Origin of the sequence: Litoribacter populi, assembly GCF_007483685.1 — a bacterium.
GTDB classification, from domain to species: Bacteria; Bacteroidota; Bacteroidia; order Cytophagales; family Cyclobacteriaceae; genus Litoribacter; species Litoribacter populi.
Genome location: NZ_VMKN01000003.1, coordinates 29,181 through 43,989, shown reverse-complemented (window position 1 = coordinate 43,989; position 14,809 = coordinate 29,181). Strand labels below are relative to the sequence as shown.

General features: G+C 44.5%; 11 protein-coding genes. 7 read left to right on the top strand and 4 right to left on the bottom strand.

Annotated features, from left to right (window positions below; translation table 11 throughout):
* Positions 1-53 precede the first annotated feature (53 nt).
* On the top strand, positions 54-1,313 hold the full coding sequence (locus FPL27_RS18940; protein WP_143962811.1) for an MFS transporter: 1,260 nt from the start codon (positions 54-56) through the stop codon (positions 1,311-1,313).
* Positions 1,314-1,334: 21 nt separating this feature from the next.
* The gene (locus FPL27_RS18935) at positions 1,335-2,042 is read left to right on the top strand and encodes a DUF2490 domain-containing protein (RefSeq protein ID WP_143962810.1); all 708 of its coding nucleotides are present in this window, start codon (positions 1,335-1,337) and stop codon (positions 2,040-2,042) included.
* On the opposite strand, the gene FPL27_RS18930 is transcribed toward FPL27_RS18935, so the two are convergent.
* The gene (locus FPL27_RS18930; protein WP_143962809.1) at positions 2,039-4,429 is read right to left on the bottom strand and encodes an alpha-L-rhamnosidase-related protein; all 2,391 of its coding nucleotides are present in this window, start codon (positions 4,427-4,429) and stop codon (positions 2,039-2,041) included. The genes FPL27_RS18935 and FPL27_RS18930 overlap by 4 nt on opposite strands.
* A 451-nt stretch (positions 4,430-4,880) precedes the next feature.
* Between FPL27_RS18930 and FPL27_RS18925 the strand changes: the two genes are divergently transcribed.
* A complete protein-coding gene (locus FPL27_RS18925) occupies positions 4,881-5,672 on the top strand; it encodes a DEAD/DEAH box helicase family protein (protein WP_143962808.1) in 792 nt (263 codons plus the stop codon).
* Between the two features lie 35 nt (positions 5,673-5,707).
* Here the strand turns inward: FPL27_RS18925 and FPL27_RS18920 are convergent, their stop codons facing one another.
* Entirely contained in the window at positions 5,708-7,183 is a 1,476-nt protein-coding gene (locus tag FPL27_RS18920; RefSeq protein ID WP_221936630.1) for a bifunctional metallophosphatase/5'-nucleotidase, read from the bottom strand.
* Positions 7,184-7,425: 242 nt separating this feature from the next.
* On the opposite strand from FPL27_RS18920, the gene FPL27_RS18915 reads away from it, so the two are divergent.
* The gene (locus FPL27_RS18915) at positions 7,426-8,001 is read left to right on the top strand and encodes an HD domain-containing protein (protein ID WP_143962806.1); all 576 of its coding nucleotides are present in this window, start codon (positions 7,426-7,428) and stop codon (positions 7,999-8,001) included.
* A 96-nt stretch (positions 8,002-8,097) separates the two neighbouring features.
* Here the strand turns inward: FPL27_RS18915 and FPL27_RS18910 are convergent, their stop codons facing one another.
* Positions 8,098-8,898: a universal stress protein gene (locus FPL27_RS18910; RefSeq protein ID WP_143962805.1), complete on the bottom strand. Its 801-nt coding sequence runs from the start codon at positions 8,896-8,898 to the stop codon at positions 8,098-8,100.
* A gap of 210 nt (positions 8,899-9,108) precedes the next feature.
* Between FPL27_RS18910 and FPL27_RS18905 the strand changes: the two genes are divergently transcribed.
* Positions 9,109-9,306, top strand: coding sequence for a hypothetical protein (locus FPL27_RS18905; RefSeq protein ID WP_143962804.1), 198 nt, complete (start codon positions 9,109-9,111; stop codon positions 9,304-9,306).
* A gap of 76 nt (positions 9,307-9,382) precedes the next feature.
* Here FPL27_RS18905 and FPL27_RS18900 read toward each other — a convergent pair whose 3' ends face one another.
* Positions 9,383-10,240, bottom strand: a complete 858-nt coding sequence (locus FPL27_RS18900) for a 3-keto-disaccharide hydrolase (protein WP_143962803.1) — start codon at positions 10,238-10,240, stop codon at positions 9,383-9,385.
* 543 nt (positions 10,241-10,783) lie between these two features.
* Here FPL27_RS18900 and FPL27_RS18895 point away from each other — a divergent pair.
* Both FPL27_RS18895 and pafA read left to right on the top strand, forming a co-directional pair.
* The gene (locus tag FPL27_RS18895; RefSeq protein ID WP_262712105.1) at positions 10,784-12,919 is read left to right on the top strand and encodes an APC family permease; all 2,136 of its coding nucleotides are present in this window, start codon (positions 10,784-10,786) and stop codon (positions 12,917-12,919) included.
* A 162-nt stretch (positions 12,920-13,081) separates the two neighbouring features.
* A complete protein-coding gene (pafA, locus tag FPL27_RS18890) occupies positions 13,082-14,716 on the top strand; it encodes an alkaline phosphatase PafA (protein WP_143962801.1) in 1,635 nt (544 codons plus the stop codon).
* Positions 14,717-14,809: the final 93 nt, after the last annotated feature.

The following is a 14,809-nucleotide window of genomic DNA, read 5'->3' as shown; positions in this document are numbered from 1 at the left end:
CAATTTTGCCTCAAGGAAATCCTTAACTTTGCAGTTGAAAAATCAAGAATGGAATGTCAGGAATCCAATTAGGACTGAAGGAAAACTGGAAGCAATTCACGTTGTTGGTCATCATCAATGCCTTCGTAGGGGGCATGGTGGGGCTGGAGCGATCCATCTTGCCGCAAATTGCTGAGCAGGAATTTGGCATTGCCGCCAAGACCGCCATTCTTTCCTTTATCGTGGTTTTCGGCATTGTCAAGGCCATTTCTAATTATTATGCTGGGGCCTTGGCCAACAGGTTTGGCAGGAAAAAGCTGTTGGTCGCAGGTTGGCTTTTTGCCATTCCTGTACCTTTCATCCTGATGTTTGCCCCCAACTGGAACTGGGTAATTGCCGCCAATGTGTTTTTGGGAATCAACCAAGGTCTTGCCTGGAGCAGCACCGTGGTCATGAAAATCGACCTGGTGGGTGAAAGACAACGTGGTTTTGCCATGGGGCTGAACGAATTTGCCGGCTATCTGGCTGTAGCGGTGGTGGCATTTCTGACTGGATATATTGCCAGTGAGTTTGGGGTAAGGCCATATCCCTTTTATTTGGGAATTGGTTTGGTGGTCCTTGGATTGGTAGGGAGTATTTTTTTGATCAAAGACACGCAGCATCATGTGGCCTTGGAGACTATAGATAGCCCGCTGCAAAAACTTAAAAACATCTTTTGGGACACCACCTGGAAGGACAAAAATTTGGGTTCGGTCACACAAGCTGGATTGATTAACAATCTCAACGATGGCATGGCCTGGGGGATTTTCCCCATTTTGCTAGCCAATAAGAATTTCTCCCTAGAACAAATCGGTATTTTAACCGCTGTATATCCCGGAGTTTGGGGGATAGGGCAATTGTTTACCGGGAAAATGGCGGATAAGTTTTGCAAGAAGGACATGTTGTTTACCGGAATGCTTTTGCAGGCTTTAGCCCTGATAGGGTTGGTCTGGGCGCAAAGCATGACCCAGTTTGTGGTGCTTTCCTCAGTGCTGGGATGGGGAACGGCCATGGTTTATCCTACCTTTTTGGCTACTATTGCTGAAAATACCCATCCGGGTGACCGGGCAAAAAGTATTGGGATTTTCCGTTTGTGGAGGGATTTGGGTTATGCTATCGGAGCAATTTTGACGGGAATCATTGCTGACTGGCTGGGGATAGCCCATTCCATATTTTTCATTGGGGTTCTTACCTTTATGTCCTCAGCAATTATTAAATTTAGAATGTCCTGCGGGGAAAACAATTCAGTTAAAATGTTGGATTGGTTTCTGCGAAGACCTACTCAGACGCTATAGACAACTGCAAAACCCCATAACATGCGCCGGATTTGGAGCGTAGTACTTTTTTCGATTTTCAGCATAAGCAATCTTTCTGCACAGACAGTAGAGCACCAAGGGGAGTTTTGGGGTTCTTATATCTCCTCTTTGCGTGTGAGCGAAAAGTGGGCTATCTGGAATGATTTCCATTGGGCGACCACTTCCTTTTTTGTCAACAGACATGGATTGACCTACTTTTTTGACCCCAAAGTAAGTATCTCCGGAGGATATGCCTATGTGGTGACGGCTACTTCCTTTTCTGATAGGCTGATCCGAAATGAGCACCGTCCTTGGGGGCAGGTTGTGGGCAATTTTTGGATCAATGACCAAATCAGTTATCAGCTCCGATTCCGCTATGATGCCCGATTCCGACAGATGGTAGAAGGTATTAATGTCCTAGATGATCGCCTGTTTTATAATAGGTTGAGGTTTATGGCCACCGTGAGAATTCCAATCCATACCATTAACTCCCATACCAACATCCAGCTGAGGATTATGGACGAAATCCTCTATAATGCTGGTGGGAAAATCCACAATGGCATAGACCAAAACAGGCTTTATATTCTTCCTACCTTCACCTATCGCAACCTTTCGGTGCTCGCCGGCTACCACTGGCGGGTAATTCCCCAGACCAACAATACGGTATTCAGGCATGGTCTTACCTTTTGGTTGATCCATAATATGGATTTCAGGAAGAGAGAAGATTAATGAAAACGGGCGGTGATTCTATTTCCTTTTGATTTAATAAACTGGTTTCTTTCAGCTCGTTCAGGAGTAAGTTCTTCACCGTTTAGGATCCAGGTCTCATATTGTCCGTCGGGGAAAGAGAACTCTATTTCCCAGTCCTCTTTTTGTTGGGTGAGTTCCAGTTCTATCCCTTTCTCAGTCCTGGTAAATGCCAAACTGATGTCATTGTCTCCGATCATCACATTTTCAATCGAAGCCTCCTCCCAGTCACCAGGCATTAGGGGAGAAATGACCACCTTTTTCTTGCCTGCCTGAGGTTTAATCCCAAAAAACTGGGTCACAATAGGAACCGCATAGCTATATAAATTCCAGGCTTGTGCCATCATCCCATAATCCGGGGAAACCTCATAAATAGAACCTGGCAGGGCAAAACCAAAGGACCGGGTCATGCGCTGCAGGTAGTCCAAAGCTTGGTCCGGTCTGACGTAATTGTTTTCTGCGATAGCCTGTACGCCCGTCGGCAAGGTCATCACGGCTCCTGTGTAGGAAAAAACCCTGCTGCCCGCAAATGCTCCATCCTCCAGATCGGAAGAGTCATCCCGGTCTATACCGGTGACGAAAATCCCAAACGGGTTGACAAACCTCGCACCCTTGTCGAGTGCTTTTATAGCCTTTTCCCTATCAGCGATTCCCATTTCCATCGGAGTGTTGACCACCCAGTTGTGGAATACCACAAAGCCTTGTTTTTGGTTGGGGGGTAGGGCGGAAACTTTGCTTTTCATTGCCTTCAATTCTTCCACTGCCCATGGTTTGTCGAGAGTGTCGGCTCTGATAATTGCGGCTTCTATCAGATGAAGGGCTTCGGAAGCCGTCCCGATGAAGTCAGCATAGGAGTTGGACTCTTCCACCCAGAACTCCTCATTGATCTTTTCTCTGAGTTTATCGGCAAGTCCTTGATAATAGACGGCTTGTTTTTGGTCATCCAGTTCCTCAGCCATTTTTGCCGCATCTGCAAAAGCAGCCTGGGTATAGCTGGCCACATCCACCATTTCTGATTCCAGCCCATGGATTTCCATCATGCCATACCCATCGGGAAAAAGGTTGCCGTCTTGGTCATTTTCCTCCAGCAGCCATTCCAAACCTTTCTTGATTGTTGGATAATATTTGGCCAAAAAATCCTTGTCGCCAGTCCAGTTATACACCATCCAGATCAGGGAGGCAAATTGCGGCGTCTCGTTGATGTTGCCTGGATTGAATACGACCCCGTTTGTGCTGACTTCGTGGATAATCCTGCCGTTGCCATTTTCCTCCAAGGATAGCTGGTGGATCAAATCAATGGTCTCATAAGTCAGGTCTTTTCTGCCCGTGGCGATCGCTCCTTGCAGCGTATATTCATTGTCCACGCCAAACCACCAGGGATAATCCGGCATGCCTGCACCCAGCCCACGTCCGATTTCCGGCACGTCCCGGACGAGCCATTCGGTGTTGTATTTTACCCATTCAAAAGCTTTTTCCAGATCTTTGTCGGGAATGGTTACCTTGGATTTGGAGGCTAGAGACTCATACTGCAGCTTTTTTTCTTCTAAATAGGTGTGGGCATTACCTTGTAAGTCTTCAAAGGTTTCCAATGCCTCTTCCAGTGATAAATAGGAGCCTGAAATGTAGATAGTCAGGGTTTGGCTTCCGGAGCTTTCCAAGGAAATGTCATAGACCAGTCCAGCCGCAGCACCTTTTCCTTTCGGTTCGTAATCACAGTGCGGAGAGGCTCTCAGATGCATCTGGGCAGGCAGATCACCTCCAAAAACAGCATGCCACTCGTTGCCCTCATCTTTAGCGGTCCAGACATTTCGCTCATCATCAAACTTCAATAAATCTGGATGATCAAACATCCCCGCCTTTTCCCCCAGCCAAACTGGCCTCAGATCGACATGCCCGGTGAACTCAAAGCTAAGTTCCTTCCTGTCTTCCGAAAGGTTTGTAATGGTGAATTCTATCACGGCTCCTTGTTTGCCATCGGGAACAAACTGAAATCTTTCAATTTGGACTTCAGGAACAGTGGATTGAAAAAGATGCTTGTTGGCAAAAGGGTAATTGATGAACTTGTCTGCTTTATCTAGGCAATAGAATTCGTTTTCCAAACCTATCGAGGCAGTAAACCCATCCAAGAGTTTAATGGGATGGTTCCAGATGCCGCCCATTTCGCCTTCCACATGCCAGCCCAAATCTGGAAAAGTACCGTCTTGGTGGCCTACCATATAGACCCGGTCGCCTGCCGTGACAAAAGGGGAAGAAAGATATTCCTGCCGGCCCGCTAAACCCTCAACCTCCTCGACGACTTGAGATAGTTGTTGTGCCTGCGTTGAAAAAATGGTGAAGGCAAGGAAAAAGTTGATGATGGCTAACCTCATGTTTTTATGTGGGTAAAAGGTAGAAGACGGGAGACGGGAGACGGAAGACGGAAGACCGAAGACCGAAGACCGGAGATCTAAAATACGTTTAAATCCTGAAATTTGCCACACATTAAGTGTGGACTGAATTACCAAAAAAACCACAGAGGAGCAGAGGGCTCAGAGAGATAGGGTTAAACTATTCTCACTTATTTTTCTTTGCGCCCCTTCTCGTTCTTGGCGGTTTATTTTAACCGTAGCCCTGATTGTGCGGTTTATTAAATCAAAGTGCGACAATCAATGTCCCCATCTTTGGTAATTGGACCCAAATGGTCGTAACTTGTAATTGTAATTTTTAACTTTCTGGCTTCTATTAAGTTACATTACTCCAAAATATTAATTTAGCTGCTAGCGTTTTTTGGGAATTTGCCGTCTAGGTTTGACATTCTTTTTAACTGTATTACTCATCATTATGGCCAAAATAAAATTTATTACCGGCCCGGCGGGTTCGGGAAAGACAACTTTTATCGAGAAAAACTATGCCTCCTCAACTGACCATTTTGTTTTTGACTTAGCTAAAATCAGCAAAGAGCTTTTCGGTCATTTTCAGGCGCTGGAGGAGTTAGATGGGATTGTGCAGATTTACAATCATGCCAGTGAGGAGGGCTTGCTGACCCTTATGGATGGCAATACTTTGGTGGTCGAATATTGCTCAGGGCACAGCTATGATGATGATTTTGCTAACCTTATCAGGTATGCTAAAAAAGCCGGAATCTTGGCCGAAGTGATTCACATTCATCTGGAGGACCAGATTTCCAATGAGAGGATCAATCAAGCGGATCCCCAAACCTACTTTTCCTCGGCCAATCTTAGGGAGGAAACTTTGGAAGTATTGGAGGGAGTTGTGGACTCATTCAAGGCCAATCAGGATTTCGATCTCATTTTGGAATTGGGGGGAGAAAATGGATCTACTGTGTTTTACCGCTCGGGAGAGCAAGGGGAAGAAAAGTATTTTTACATCACACCCGAAATTAATGTTTTTGACTTTGAGCCCGATCTGGAGGTTGACAAACTGGAAAATGTGAACTACCTCAAGACCTTTTCTTCCTTTGAAAAAGCCTTTAAAGCACTATTGGCCGAAGTAGGTGTGTTCCAGCTTGTTCCTTTAAAAGTTAACCCCGAGTATAAAACAGCCTTCCAAGATGCATATCAACGTACCATTGACAAGCCGCCCTTGCCAGAATGGAAGGCGATTTTAAATTGAAAAAAAGGCCGTCCCATTTAAACGGCCTGAATTATTTACCTGAACTTGTAATCGGTTCCTGGTACAGTTGAGAAGGAATAAACCCCCAAGTCCTTACTATAGGCCCTTCCGTCAATGACAGGGGCGACAGGGGAGTTTTTCTGCAGGTACTCTTCTACTACCTGGTGAATGGTGTAATCCTTATATTCTATGTCAACTGCATTTGGCAGTCTGCACAGCACATGTTCGGGATCACCCGGACGCTCACAGGCCGAAATGGTGTAATATTCATCATCCTGCATGGGCTTCCCTTTGACGGTGATGGCATTAATACGCTCCCCCTTGGGGTTTTTGCTGGTAAAGTCAACTTCCATTCCTGAAAAACGCACAAGCCATCCTCCAAACCTTTCGGTGGCATCCTCAGCAAATGCATTGTGCATCTCCTGTTCCAACCAGTCCTTAATCTGTTTGCCGGTGGCCTTGCCCATTTTGACTCTTTCGTCCATTGGGATCAGGTTCCAAAGGTTGGCTCTGGTGATGGGAGCAGGTTTCCCATCCTCCGGAATGATGGGGTTGCCGAACCTAAACCCGTTTGAAATGGCGATATCCGCTCCCGTTTTCCATCGGGCCGCATCTGTGATCATGTTGTCCATTGGATTTTCTACCGTTAGGTATCTGAAAATAGGTGTGCTTGTGTAGCCGATCACTGCTTCCATTTTGTCCTTGTAAGGTTCCTTTGCTTTGTCCACCAAAGCCTGGATCTCGGGATCAGCCGGATACACTTCTGGATCCACATCCAGTAACTCGTATTCCTCTTTGACAATCTTGCCATCTACAAAATGTAAAACCAATTTCCCTACAAATGAGCCAAAGGCCCCAGGTTCGGTGACTTTAGCATATTTGCCCTGTATGGGTTGGCGGACTCTTTCATGGGTGTCATTCCCTAAAATGTAATCCACGTCTTTTGAAATTTCATTGTTGGCCAACTCCACCTGCTTGAAAATCCCAATATGGGTGAGCAGGAACAAAGCATCTGCGCCTTTTTCATGTTTTACCTCTTTAATTAAATTTTCGACCTCTTCATCGATGCCAGAAAAGGCCATCCCTTCACTGAATATGGGGTTCTGTCTTACCGGGACATCCGGGTCATTTATCCCGATGAAACCTAATTTGACTCCCTTAATTTCCGCCATGTGATAAGCAGGGAACAGTGGGCTATTGTCCTCCTCATGGAACATATTCTGGGCGATCACAGGTGTATCATAGGCATTCAAAACCTCCATCATGGACTCCTTGCCGTAGACTACCTCCCAGTTTCCGGGAATCAACAGGTCAAATCCCATTTTTTTCACGATCTCAGGGAAGATATCACCTTTTGAAAAGTAGGCATAGCCGCTTCCCTGGATGAGGTCTCCACCGTTCACAATATATGTTCGGCCGGGGTTCTTATCCCGTTCTTCGTCAAAGAGCGTTTTGATATGAGCCACTGCCAAAGAAAAAATTAAGATTCCTAATAATGCTTTTATATTCATAGTAATGGAAATATTCAGATTAACTCCAAATTTAAACATTCCTAAGGGGTGATTGCGTGACAATAGTCACTTACTCATCTATGGGTTTCAGGAAAGGCTGATGAATTTTTTACTAAAAAGGAAGGCCATTTTAAAGTAGTTTTTTCGAATGATGATAAATTAGTTTTGGATTAAGCGGTAGAGTGGTTAACTTGATGAAGTGTGGACGAGCTTGTGATTGTCCTTAAACTTTCAAATTGAATATGATTTTTGAAGCGATAATATTTGCCTGCAAGGCGCATGAGGGACATTTTAGAAAAGGGACAAACATCCCCTACGTTTCCCACCTTACCAATGTGATGAAGATTTTGCTGGAATATGGCTACGACGAGGAGGTAGCTGTTGCCGGATTATTGCATGATACGGTTGAGGATACGCCTGTGACTATAGAGGAGGTGGAGCAGGCGTTTGGGCTTCGAGTAGCTCAATTGGTAAAAGGTGCCACCGAGCCTTCTAAGCTTTATCAGCAGGAAGGGGAGGAAGAGGCGCCTTGGAAGGAGCGCAAGTCCCACACCATCGATTACGTGGCCAGAGAAAAGGACGAAGCCGTATTGGCCCTGGCACTGGCAGATAAACTAGATAACATCCGGGCAATTACCCGGGATTATCGTAGGGTGGGGGAAGCTATCTGGGACCGATTCAACGCACCTTATGAACAACAAAACTGGTATTATTACAGCTTGGCAGAAGCTTTTCTGAGTAGGCAAGAAGAATTTGGGGAAGATTATAGAGCCCTGACCGAAGAATTTTCCGATGCCGTAAGGGAGATGTTTCCTTAATATAACTTGGCTGTGTGCGAAATGATGAATGATGAATAATGAATAATGAATAATGAAGTCATCACATCAATCATCGGTCATCGGTCATCCAACATCCTACACCAAATACTTCTCCGAAAAGCTCAACAAAGGCACCTTAAGATCTGATTCCATTTTTTGAACCAAATCTTCCTCAAATAGCCTGTCGAGAAAATTTGACCTTTCCTTCTCTACCATCACCACCAGATCATATTTGTGCTGCTGAATATGGTTGTGCAATTCCTGATAGATGTTTGTCGCAAAAAACTGCTTGACCCTGATAGCTGGATAGGGGATTTTTTGCTGTATCTCATCCCGATAATAATCGAACAAGTTTCCCTCTACCTCTTCCTCGTGATCCCTTACATGGACTACAGTGATGGCAGGTTCATAGCCTTGGAATATTTTCAAGAGTGTTTGCAGTGCCGGCACATTTGCATTGTGATAATCTAAAGTGTATAATACTTCCTTGAAGTCTACATACGCGGCATTTTCCGGTACGGCCAAGACAGGGGACTTTGATTTTCTAATTAAGGTCTTGGTTGTACTTCCCATGATGGTTTCCTTTATCATTCCGCCACCTTTTGATCCCACTACCACCAAATTTGGGGAATACAGGTCAATCACTCGTAATAGCCCTTCCGATTGAGACTTGTGATCTTCTACCATGTAGTGAACTTTGGTTGAAATATTCTTTGCCCAGGAAGAAAATAAGTTCTTCATTTTGCTGCTGGCCTTATAAATACTGGATTCATCGGCCACAGGAAGGATGTGAACCATGAAAAGCTCGGACCCGTGCATATCTGCTAGTCCTAAAGCAAAGGGAAGAGCTCTTTCCGAGTTTTCGGAAAAATCTGTGGCGTAAAGGATCGACTTCATATGCAATTTGTTAAAAGGTTTCTATAAAGATAATCAAATAACAAGCCTTGCGAAACTTAAAGGGATTCAAAAAACGACAATAAAATGCATGAAAATATCGTAAAAGTGTTTTTTGTATCTAAATGCGAAAAAGTTTAAATTTTTCTAGTAAAAATCTAGCTGTGGGCACGAAGATTGAAAGTGTAAGTTCGGATTTAATTACCTGTTGATATGAGAAATTTTAGCAAACACGAAGAACTTAAAGCCCGATTTTTAAGCCAGATGGAGAAGACCAGGGCAAGGGAGATTTCCAAAGGAATCAAAACCCAAATGATTGACTTCCCTCCAAAAGCCAAAAGGCTGTTGACAGAATATAAGAAATGGGTTTTTAACCAAAGTCAGTATAATGACGGAGCTTTAAATTATTAAGTTGCCACCCTAGATTTTTTTACGCCGGGTATGATTTTTTGCATGCCTCTTGGGATGGAGGTGTGCCCGGAATTAATTAAAGCAATTCCTTAAGTTTGCTTTGAAGTGCTGCTTGGTCACCCATATGCCTTTCCAAATTATATAGAGAAACTTTTCTGAATTGAATAGGATGACTTTCGCTTTGAAGTGAAATATAGCCAGTTGTCAGCGGTTGACCTTCCTCAAAGAGATCCGGATTATGGTTGGAGACATTTCCGCCACCGATTTGCGGATTGGTGTACCTCAATACCACCCTATCCTCCAGCCTATGCTCGATAAGAGAATCACCCAACACCAAAAAATCGGCTGTAACCCATTGATCACCATGATAAGTTTTGGAATCTGAATTAAGACAATGGGGGGTAAATAATTCACCGTCAACTTTCACGTGTGTACCGGGAGTGCACAGGTTGCTGGTTGGTCGTTCGTTTTCTCCGTCTCCGCCTAGAATTTGTCCTTCGATAGAAATGGGAAAGTCTTGATTGAGCCCCATGCTTTCGGCTGACTGCCCATGCAACATAACCCCACTGTTTCGATAAGCCCAGCCCTCACCTCCAGGCGCTTGTTCGTCAATAAAACGATATTCTACTCTTAGCAAGTAGGCAGAGAATGGTTCATCGTAAAAGATATGCCCAAACTGCTCGTCAAAGTTTTCATATCCATCGTAAGAAACGGTCAAAAAGCCATCTTCCACCCGAAAGGTTTCCGCATGGTTTTCACCCACTTCATGACCGGTGATCTTCACCGTCCAACCCTCCAGGTCCTCCCCATTGAAAAGTTCCAGCCACCTGGATTCCACAATTGAACCATCTTGAGAGGGATTGCAGCCCACGTAAAAGGTTGATGCAGTGATTAAACTCAAGAATATTTTACGGATTGAGATAATAGAAGACATATCGGAAAATGCTTTATGGTTCTATAAAATTCAAAATTAATTGGGGAAGAAAAAAATTTCCGGTGAGTATCTTCATACTCCGTAGTTTTATAGGTAAATTGGGATTATTATAAAATTTTATTGTTTTAAATTTGGTAAAAATCAATTGTATTCGTAATTTTACAAGGAATGCAGAAAAGATTTTTTCTAGCTTTTCGTGACATTTATCCATGAATTTCATAAGGGTTTTCCAGGATTATATGGTGAACCCGATTATCTCCCGACCATCCCTCGTGTCTCGGCCGACTCAAAGCGCAGTGGTGCCCATATCACCATCATACCACAATCATATCAGATCCGTACCCTGTCCATGGATCAAATGGTAGTGGGGCGGGGCAAGTATAGATTTTTTAGGGTAACGGGGTAAATTTTATAGGCCTCCGCTATAAATTTTAGGAGCGGTTTAGGGGAGTTGGGTAATGATTACTATTTTAGGAATTAAATTTTAAAGCTATCAAAAATTCATCAGGGACTTCCGATAGAAAGTTAGGCACAATTGGGGGGGTGTTCATTCCATCTCTACTAACCATGATGGGTGTGATCATGTACCTGCGCCTGGGGTACATTGTAGGTAATGTTGGTCTGTTGGGTACTTTGGGGATCGTTACCTTGGCTACTTTCATCATTTTTCTGAGTTCCCTTTCCATCGCCACCATTGCAACCAATACCCCAGTGAAGGGTGGTGGGGCTTATTTTCTGATCAGCCGATCCCTGGGGATTGAAATAGGAGGTGCAGTAGGGATACCGCTGTATTTTGCCCAGGCTTTTTCGATTGCGTTTTATATTTCCGGATTTTCGGAAAGTATGCAGGCCATATTTCCTGGCTGGGATCCAAGGTATGTGGGCATGATTACCATATTTTTACTGGGCTCCCTGGCCTTGTTTTCCACCAATGCCACCATCAAGGCTCAGTATTTCATATTAGCTATAATAGGGTTTTCCTTGCTCTCCCTGGTATTGGGAAGGCCATTGGAGGATACCGAGATTGAGATGTGGTCAGTGCCTGCAGTGAAATCCGTTGGTTTTTGGCCCTTGTTTGCCTTGTTTTTTCCAGCAGTGACTGGGATCATTACGGGGGTCAATATGTCTGGAGATTTGAAAAACCCAGCCCGGTCTCTACCCAAGGGCACGTTTATGACTTTAGGTGTCAGCTATTTGATATATATGGGGCTGCCGCTTATCTTGGCCAGCAGGGCGGATGCTGCGACACTGGTGGCGGACCCATTGGTAATGCAGAGAATTGCCTGGTGGGGTGGTGCTATAATTTTGGGACTATGGGGTGCCTCCCTTTCTAGTGCTATGGGTGCTCTTTTGGGTGCACCAAGGGTATTGCAGGCCTTGGTAAATGACAGAATTTTCACTAAGAAATTGAATATACTAGGTAAGGGGGCTGGCAAGGAGCGCATCCCGCGGGCGGGCACGGTGTTTACCATGGCCCTCACCATGCTGGCGGTTTATTTCCTGGATCTGGACATGATTGCGCCCATTTTGACCATGTTTTTCCTGACCACTTATGCGGTTTTAAACATCACAGCGGGGATTGAAAGGTTTCTTAGGTCGCCATCTTTTAGACCCAAATTTAAGATCCACTGGATTTTTTCCCTGCTGGGGGCGGTGGGTTGTATTGCTGCCATGTTTTTGATCAATCCTCTGGCGACCATTTCGGCAATGGTGGTGATTTCACTGATTTTCCTATGGTTGAAGAGAAGGAGAATGGAGGCAACTTGGGGTGATGTGACACGGGGAATGTATCTGACCCTGATCCGGTATGCCATCATGAGGTTAAGCAAAGATGCGCATCCTAAAAGCTGGAGGCCCAATGTGCTGGTCCTATCAGGCTCTCCCAACAAAAGATGGCGTCTGATTGAGTTTGCCAATGACCTTACGCAGGCTAACGCCCTTTTTACAGTGAGCACTATCCTACCTGAAAACAGCGTGGGGCAGGATAAGGTCCTCAAATTTGAAAAGCAGATGAGTGATTACCTGCAGCGCAGAAATGTGCAGGCCTTGGTGAGGGTGATCAGGGCGGCTAACCCTTTTACAGGTGCAGTGCAGTTGGTGGATGCTTACGGAATGGGACCTTTGGTGCCTAACACTATTTTGCTGGGGGACACCAAAGAGACTAAGCACCATACCCCTTACGCCAAGATGATCGATCATTTTCACCAATCCAAAAAGAATGTGCTTATCGTACAGGATGATGATAACCGGGGTTTCCGCCATCATAGGGTGATCGATATCTGGTGGGGAGGGTTGAAGAGGAACGGAAGTTTGATGATCATTTTGGCTTACTTGCTGAAGAATACCCCCAAATGGTACCGCGCCACAGTGAACATCAAAATGGTGGTAGCTTCCGAAGAAGGTCGGGTGGATGCCCAGAAAAACCTGGACGAGCTCTTTTCCCAAATGCGGACGGGGTTTCAGTACCAGATTCTAGTAGCCAAAAATGAGACCTTCTGGGAAATACAGAAAAGAGAATCAGCCAATAGCGACCTGGTGATGATGGGGCTGGGCTTTTCGCGCGGGGGCAAAGGCTTTGAGGAGTACTACAGTAAACTTAAAGAGAACACCTCCTCCCTGCCCACGAAAGTGTTTGTGCTAGCCGCGCAGGATATTGCGTTTGAGGAGGTATTGAGGTAGGGGTAGGGAATAGAAGTTCAAAGGAAATTTGGTGGTTTTGGTGAAGTAGAGGGGTGGGACGAGAGAATTGAGTTGCTGAACTCATTTATGCCATTCTACTTCCGATTTCTCAGGGATTTGGTATCTTCGTCGCAGACTTGTTGATAATTAACCCATTTATCCATGAAGAAAATAATTATTCTGGTATCCATGTTTTGGATGATGACAGTAGGTTTTGCAATTGCACAAGAAAGCGTAGGAAAGCCCAAAATTGTAGTTGGTATTGTCGTAGACCAGATGCGTCAGGAATACCTATATAAATACAAAGAAAGATTTTCGGAAGGGGGCTTTAAAAGACTCGTCAATGACGGTTTTATGATGCAAAATGCTCATTATAATTATATCCCTACTTACACGGGACCTGGACATGCGTCTATATATACAGGAACCACTCCCGCTACCCATGCAATTACGGCGAATCATTGGTATGTAAGGGAGCTAGATAAGCTCATTTATTGTGCCGAGGACAGTACAGTTTCTTATGTGGGTGGTTCTGAAGGCGCCGGTCAAATGTCTCCACGAAACATGAAAACAACCACCATAACTGACGAACTGCGTTTTGCAACCAACAAGAGATCTAAGACCGTGGGGATCGCCTTGAAGGATAGAGGGGCTATTCTTCCAGCGGGTCATCTTGGTGATGCTTATTGGTATGATGAGGAAACAGGAGAATTTATGACTTCTACCTATTATCATAACGAACTTCCGCAATGGGTTAAAGATTTTAACAACAAGGGATTATCCACAACATATCTTGAAAAAACCTGGGAGACTCTGTATCCTGTAGAAACCTATATTCAAAGTATTGCTGATGCCAATGAATTTGAAGGAAACTATAAAGGAAAAGAAACTACGGATTTTCCCTATAATCTTGCTGAACTCAAGCAGGATAACGATGGATTTGGAATGGTGGCCCGTACCCCATTTGGGAATACTTTAACCTTTGAAATGGCATATGCAGCTATTGAAGGTGAAAAATTGGGGATGCGCGATGAAACGGACTTCTTGGCCATCAGCTTTTCGTCACCGGATCATATCGGCCATAGATTCGGTCCGACTTCAGTGGAAGTGGAGGACAATTATTTAAGACTTGACCAGGAGATGGAAAAGTTTCTATCTTTCATGGATGACACTTATGGAAAGGGTGAATATGTGGTATTTTTAACCTCTGATCATGGAGTGGCTGATATTGTAGAATATATGAAAAGCGAAAATGTGCCGGCGGGAAGTGTGGATACTAACTTGTTGTTAATAAAGCTCAAGGAGTATGCCCAAAAAAGGTTTGGTGAAGGCGACTGGATTATCAATTACTTCAGTGAGCAAATCCACCTCAATAGGGAGCTAATCGCTGAAAAAGGCAAAAATATTGAAGAAATGCAGCGGGCTTTGGCGGATTATACGCTTAAATTCGACGGAATCATGGAAGCCTACACAGCCTCTGATTTAAAGAGAAGTGAATTCACTAAAGGCCGATCTCACTTGCTGCAGATGGGGTTTAACCATAAAACGTCAGGGGATGTTCTTTTGATTTTGGAACCTGCCTGGTTGGCAAGTGCCTGGAAAGGTACCTCACATGGAACCGGTCATACCTATGATACCCATATACCAATCGTTTTTTACGGATGGAATATCCCAGCTGGTCAAAGTGCTGAATATTGCACTATAACGGATATTGCACCAACTCTAGCAATGTTGCTGAAAACCCGACTTCCCAATGGGACCACAGGTCAGCCTATATTGCCAATACTTGAAAAATAACTCATTCCGACAAAAGTTAACAAGTCTCCCCGCTATTTTAAATTAGCGGGGTTTTATTTTGTTTACTGATGATTTAAAAGATTGCTCCGAAAA

Bases quoted from the DNA above. Each gene is read 5' to 3' on its own strand.
- pafA (WP_143962801.1), top strand. From the start codon at position 13,082: ATGAAGAAAATAATTATTCTGGTATCCATGTTTTGGATGATGACAGTA.
- FPL27_RS18935 (WP_143962810.1), top strand. From the start codon at position 1,335: ATGCGCCGGATTTGGAGCGTAGTACTTTTTTCGATTTTCAGCATAAGC.
- FPL27_RS18910 (WP_143962805.1), bottom strand. From the start codon at position 8,898: ATGAAGTCGATCCTTTACGCCACAGATTTTTCCGAAAACTCGGAAAGA.
- FPL27_RS18915 (WP_143962806.1), top strand. From the start codon at position 7,426: ATGATTTTTGAAGCGATAATATTTGCCTGCAAGGCGCATGAGGGACAT.
- FPL27_RS18930 (WP_143962809.1), bottom strand. From the start codon at position 4,429: ATGAGGTTAGCCATCATCAACTTTTTCCTTGCCTTCACCATTTTTTCA.
- FPL27_RS18920 (WP_221936630.1), bottom strand. From the start codon at position 7,183: ATGAATATAAAAGCATTATTAGGAATCTTAATTTTTTCTTTGGCAGTG.
- FPL27_RS18900 (WP_143962803.1), bottom strand. From the start codon at position 10,240: ATGTCTTCTATTATCTCAATCCGTAAAATATTCTTGAGTTTAATCACT.
- FPL27_RS18905 (WP_143962804.1), top strand. From the start codon at position 9,109: ATGAGAAATTTTAGCAAACACGAAGAACTTAAAGCCCGATTTTTAAGC.
- FPL27_RS18925 (WP_143962808.1), top strand. From the start codon at position 4,881: ATGGCCAAAATAAAATTTATTACCGGCCCGGCGGGTTCGGGAAAGACA.
- FPL27_RS18940 (WP_143962811.1), top strand. From the start codon at position 54: ATGTCAGGAATCCAATTAGGACTGAAGGAAAACTGGAAGCAATTCACG.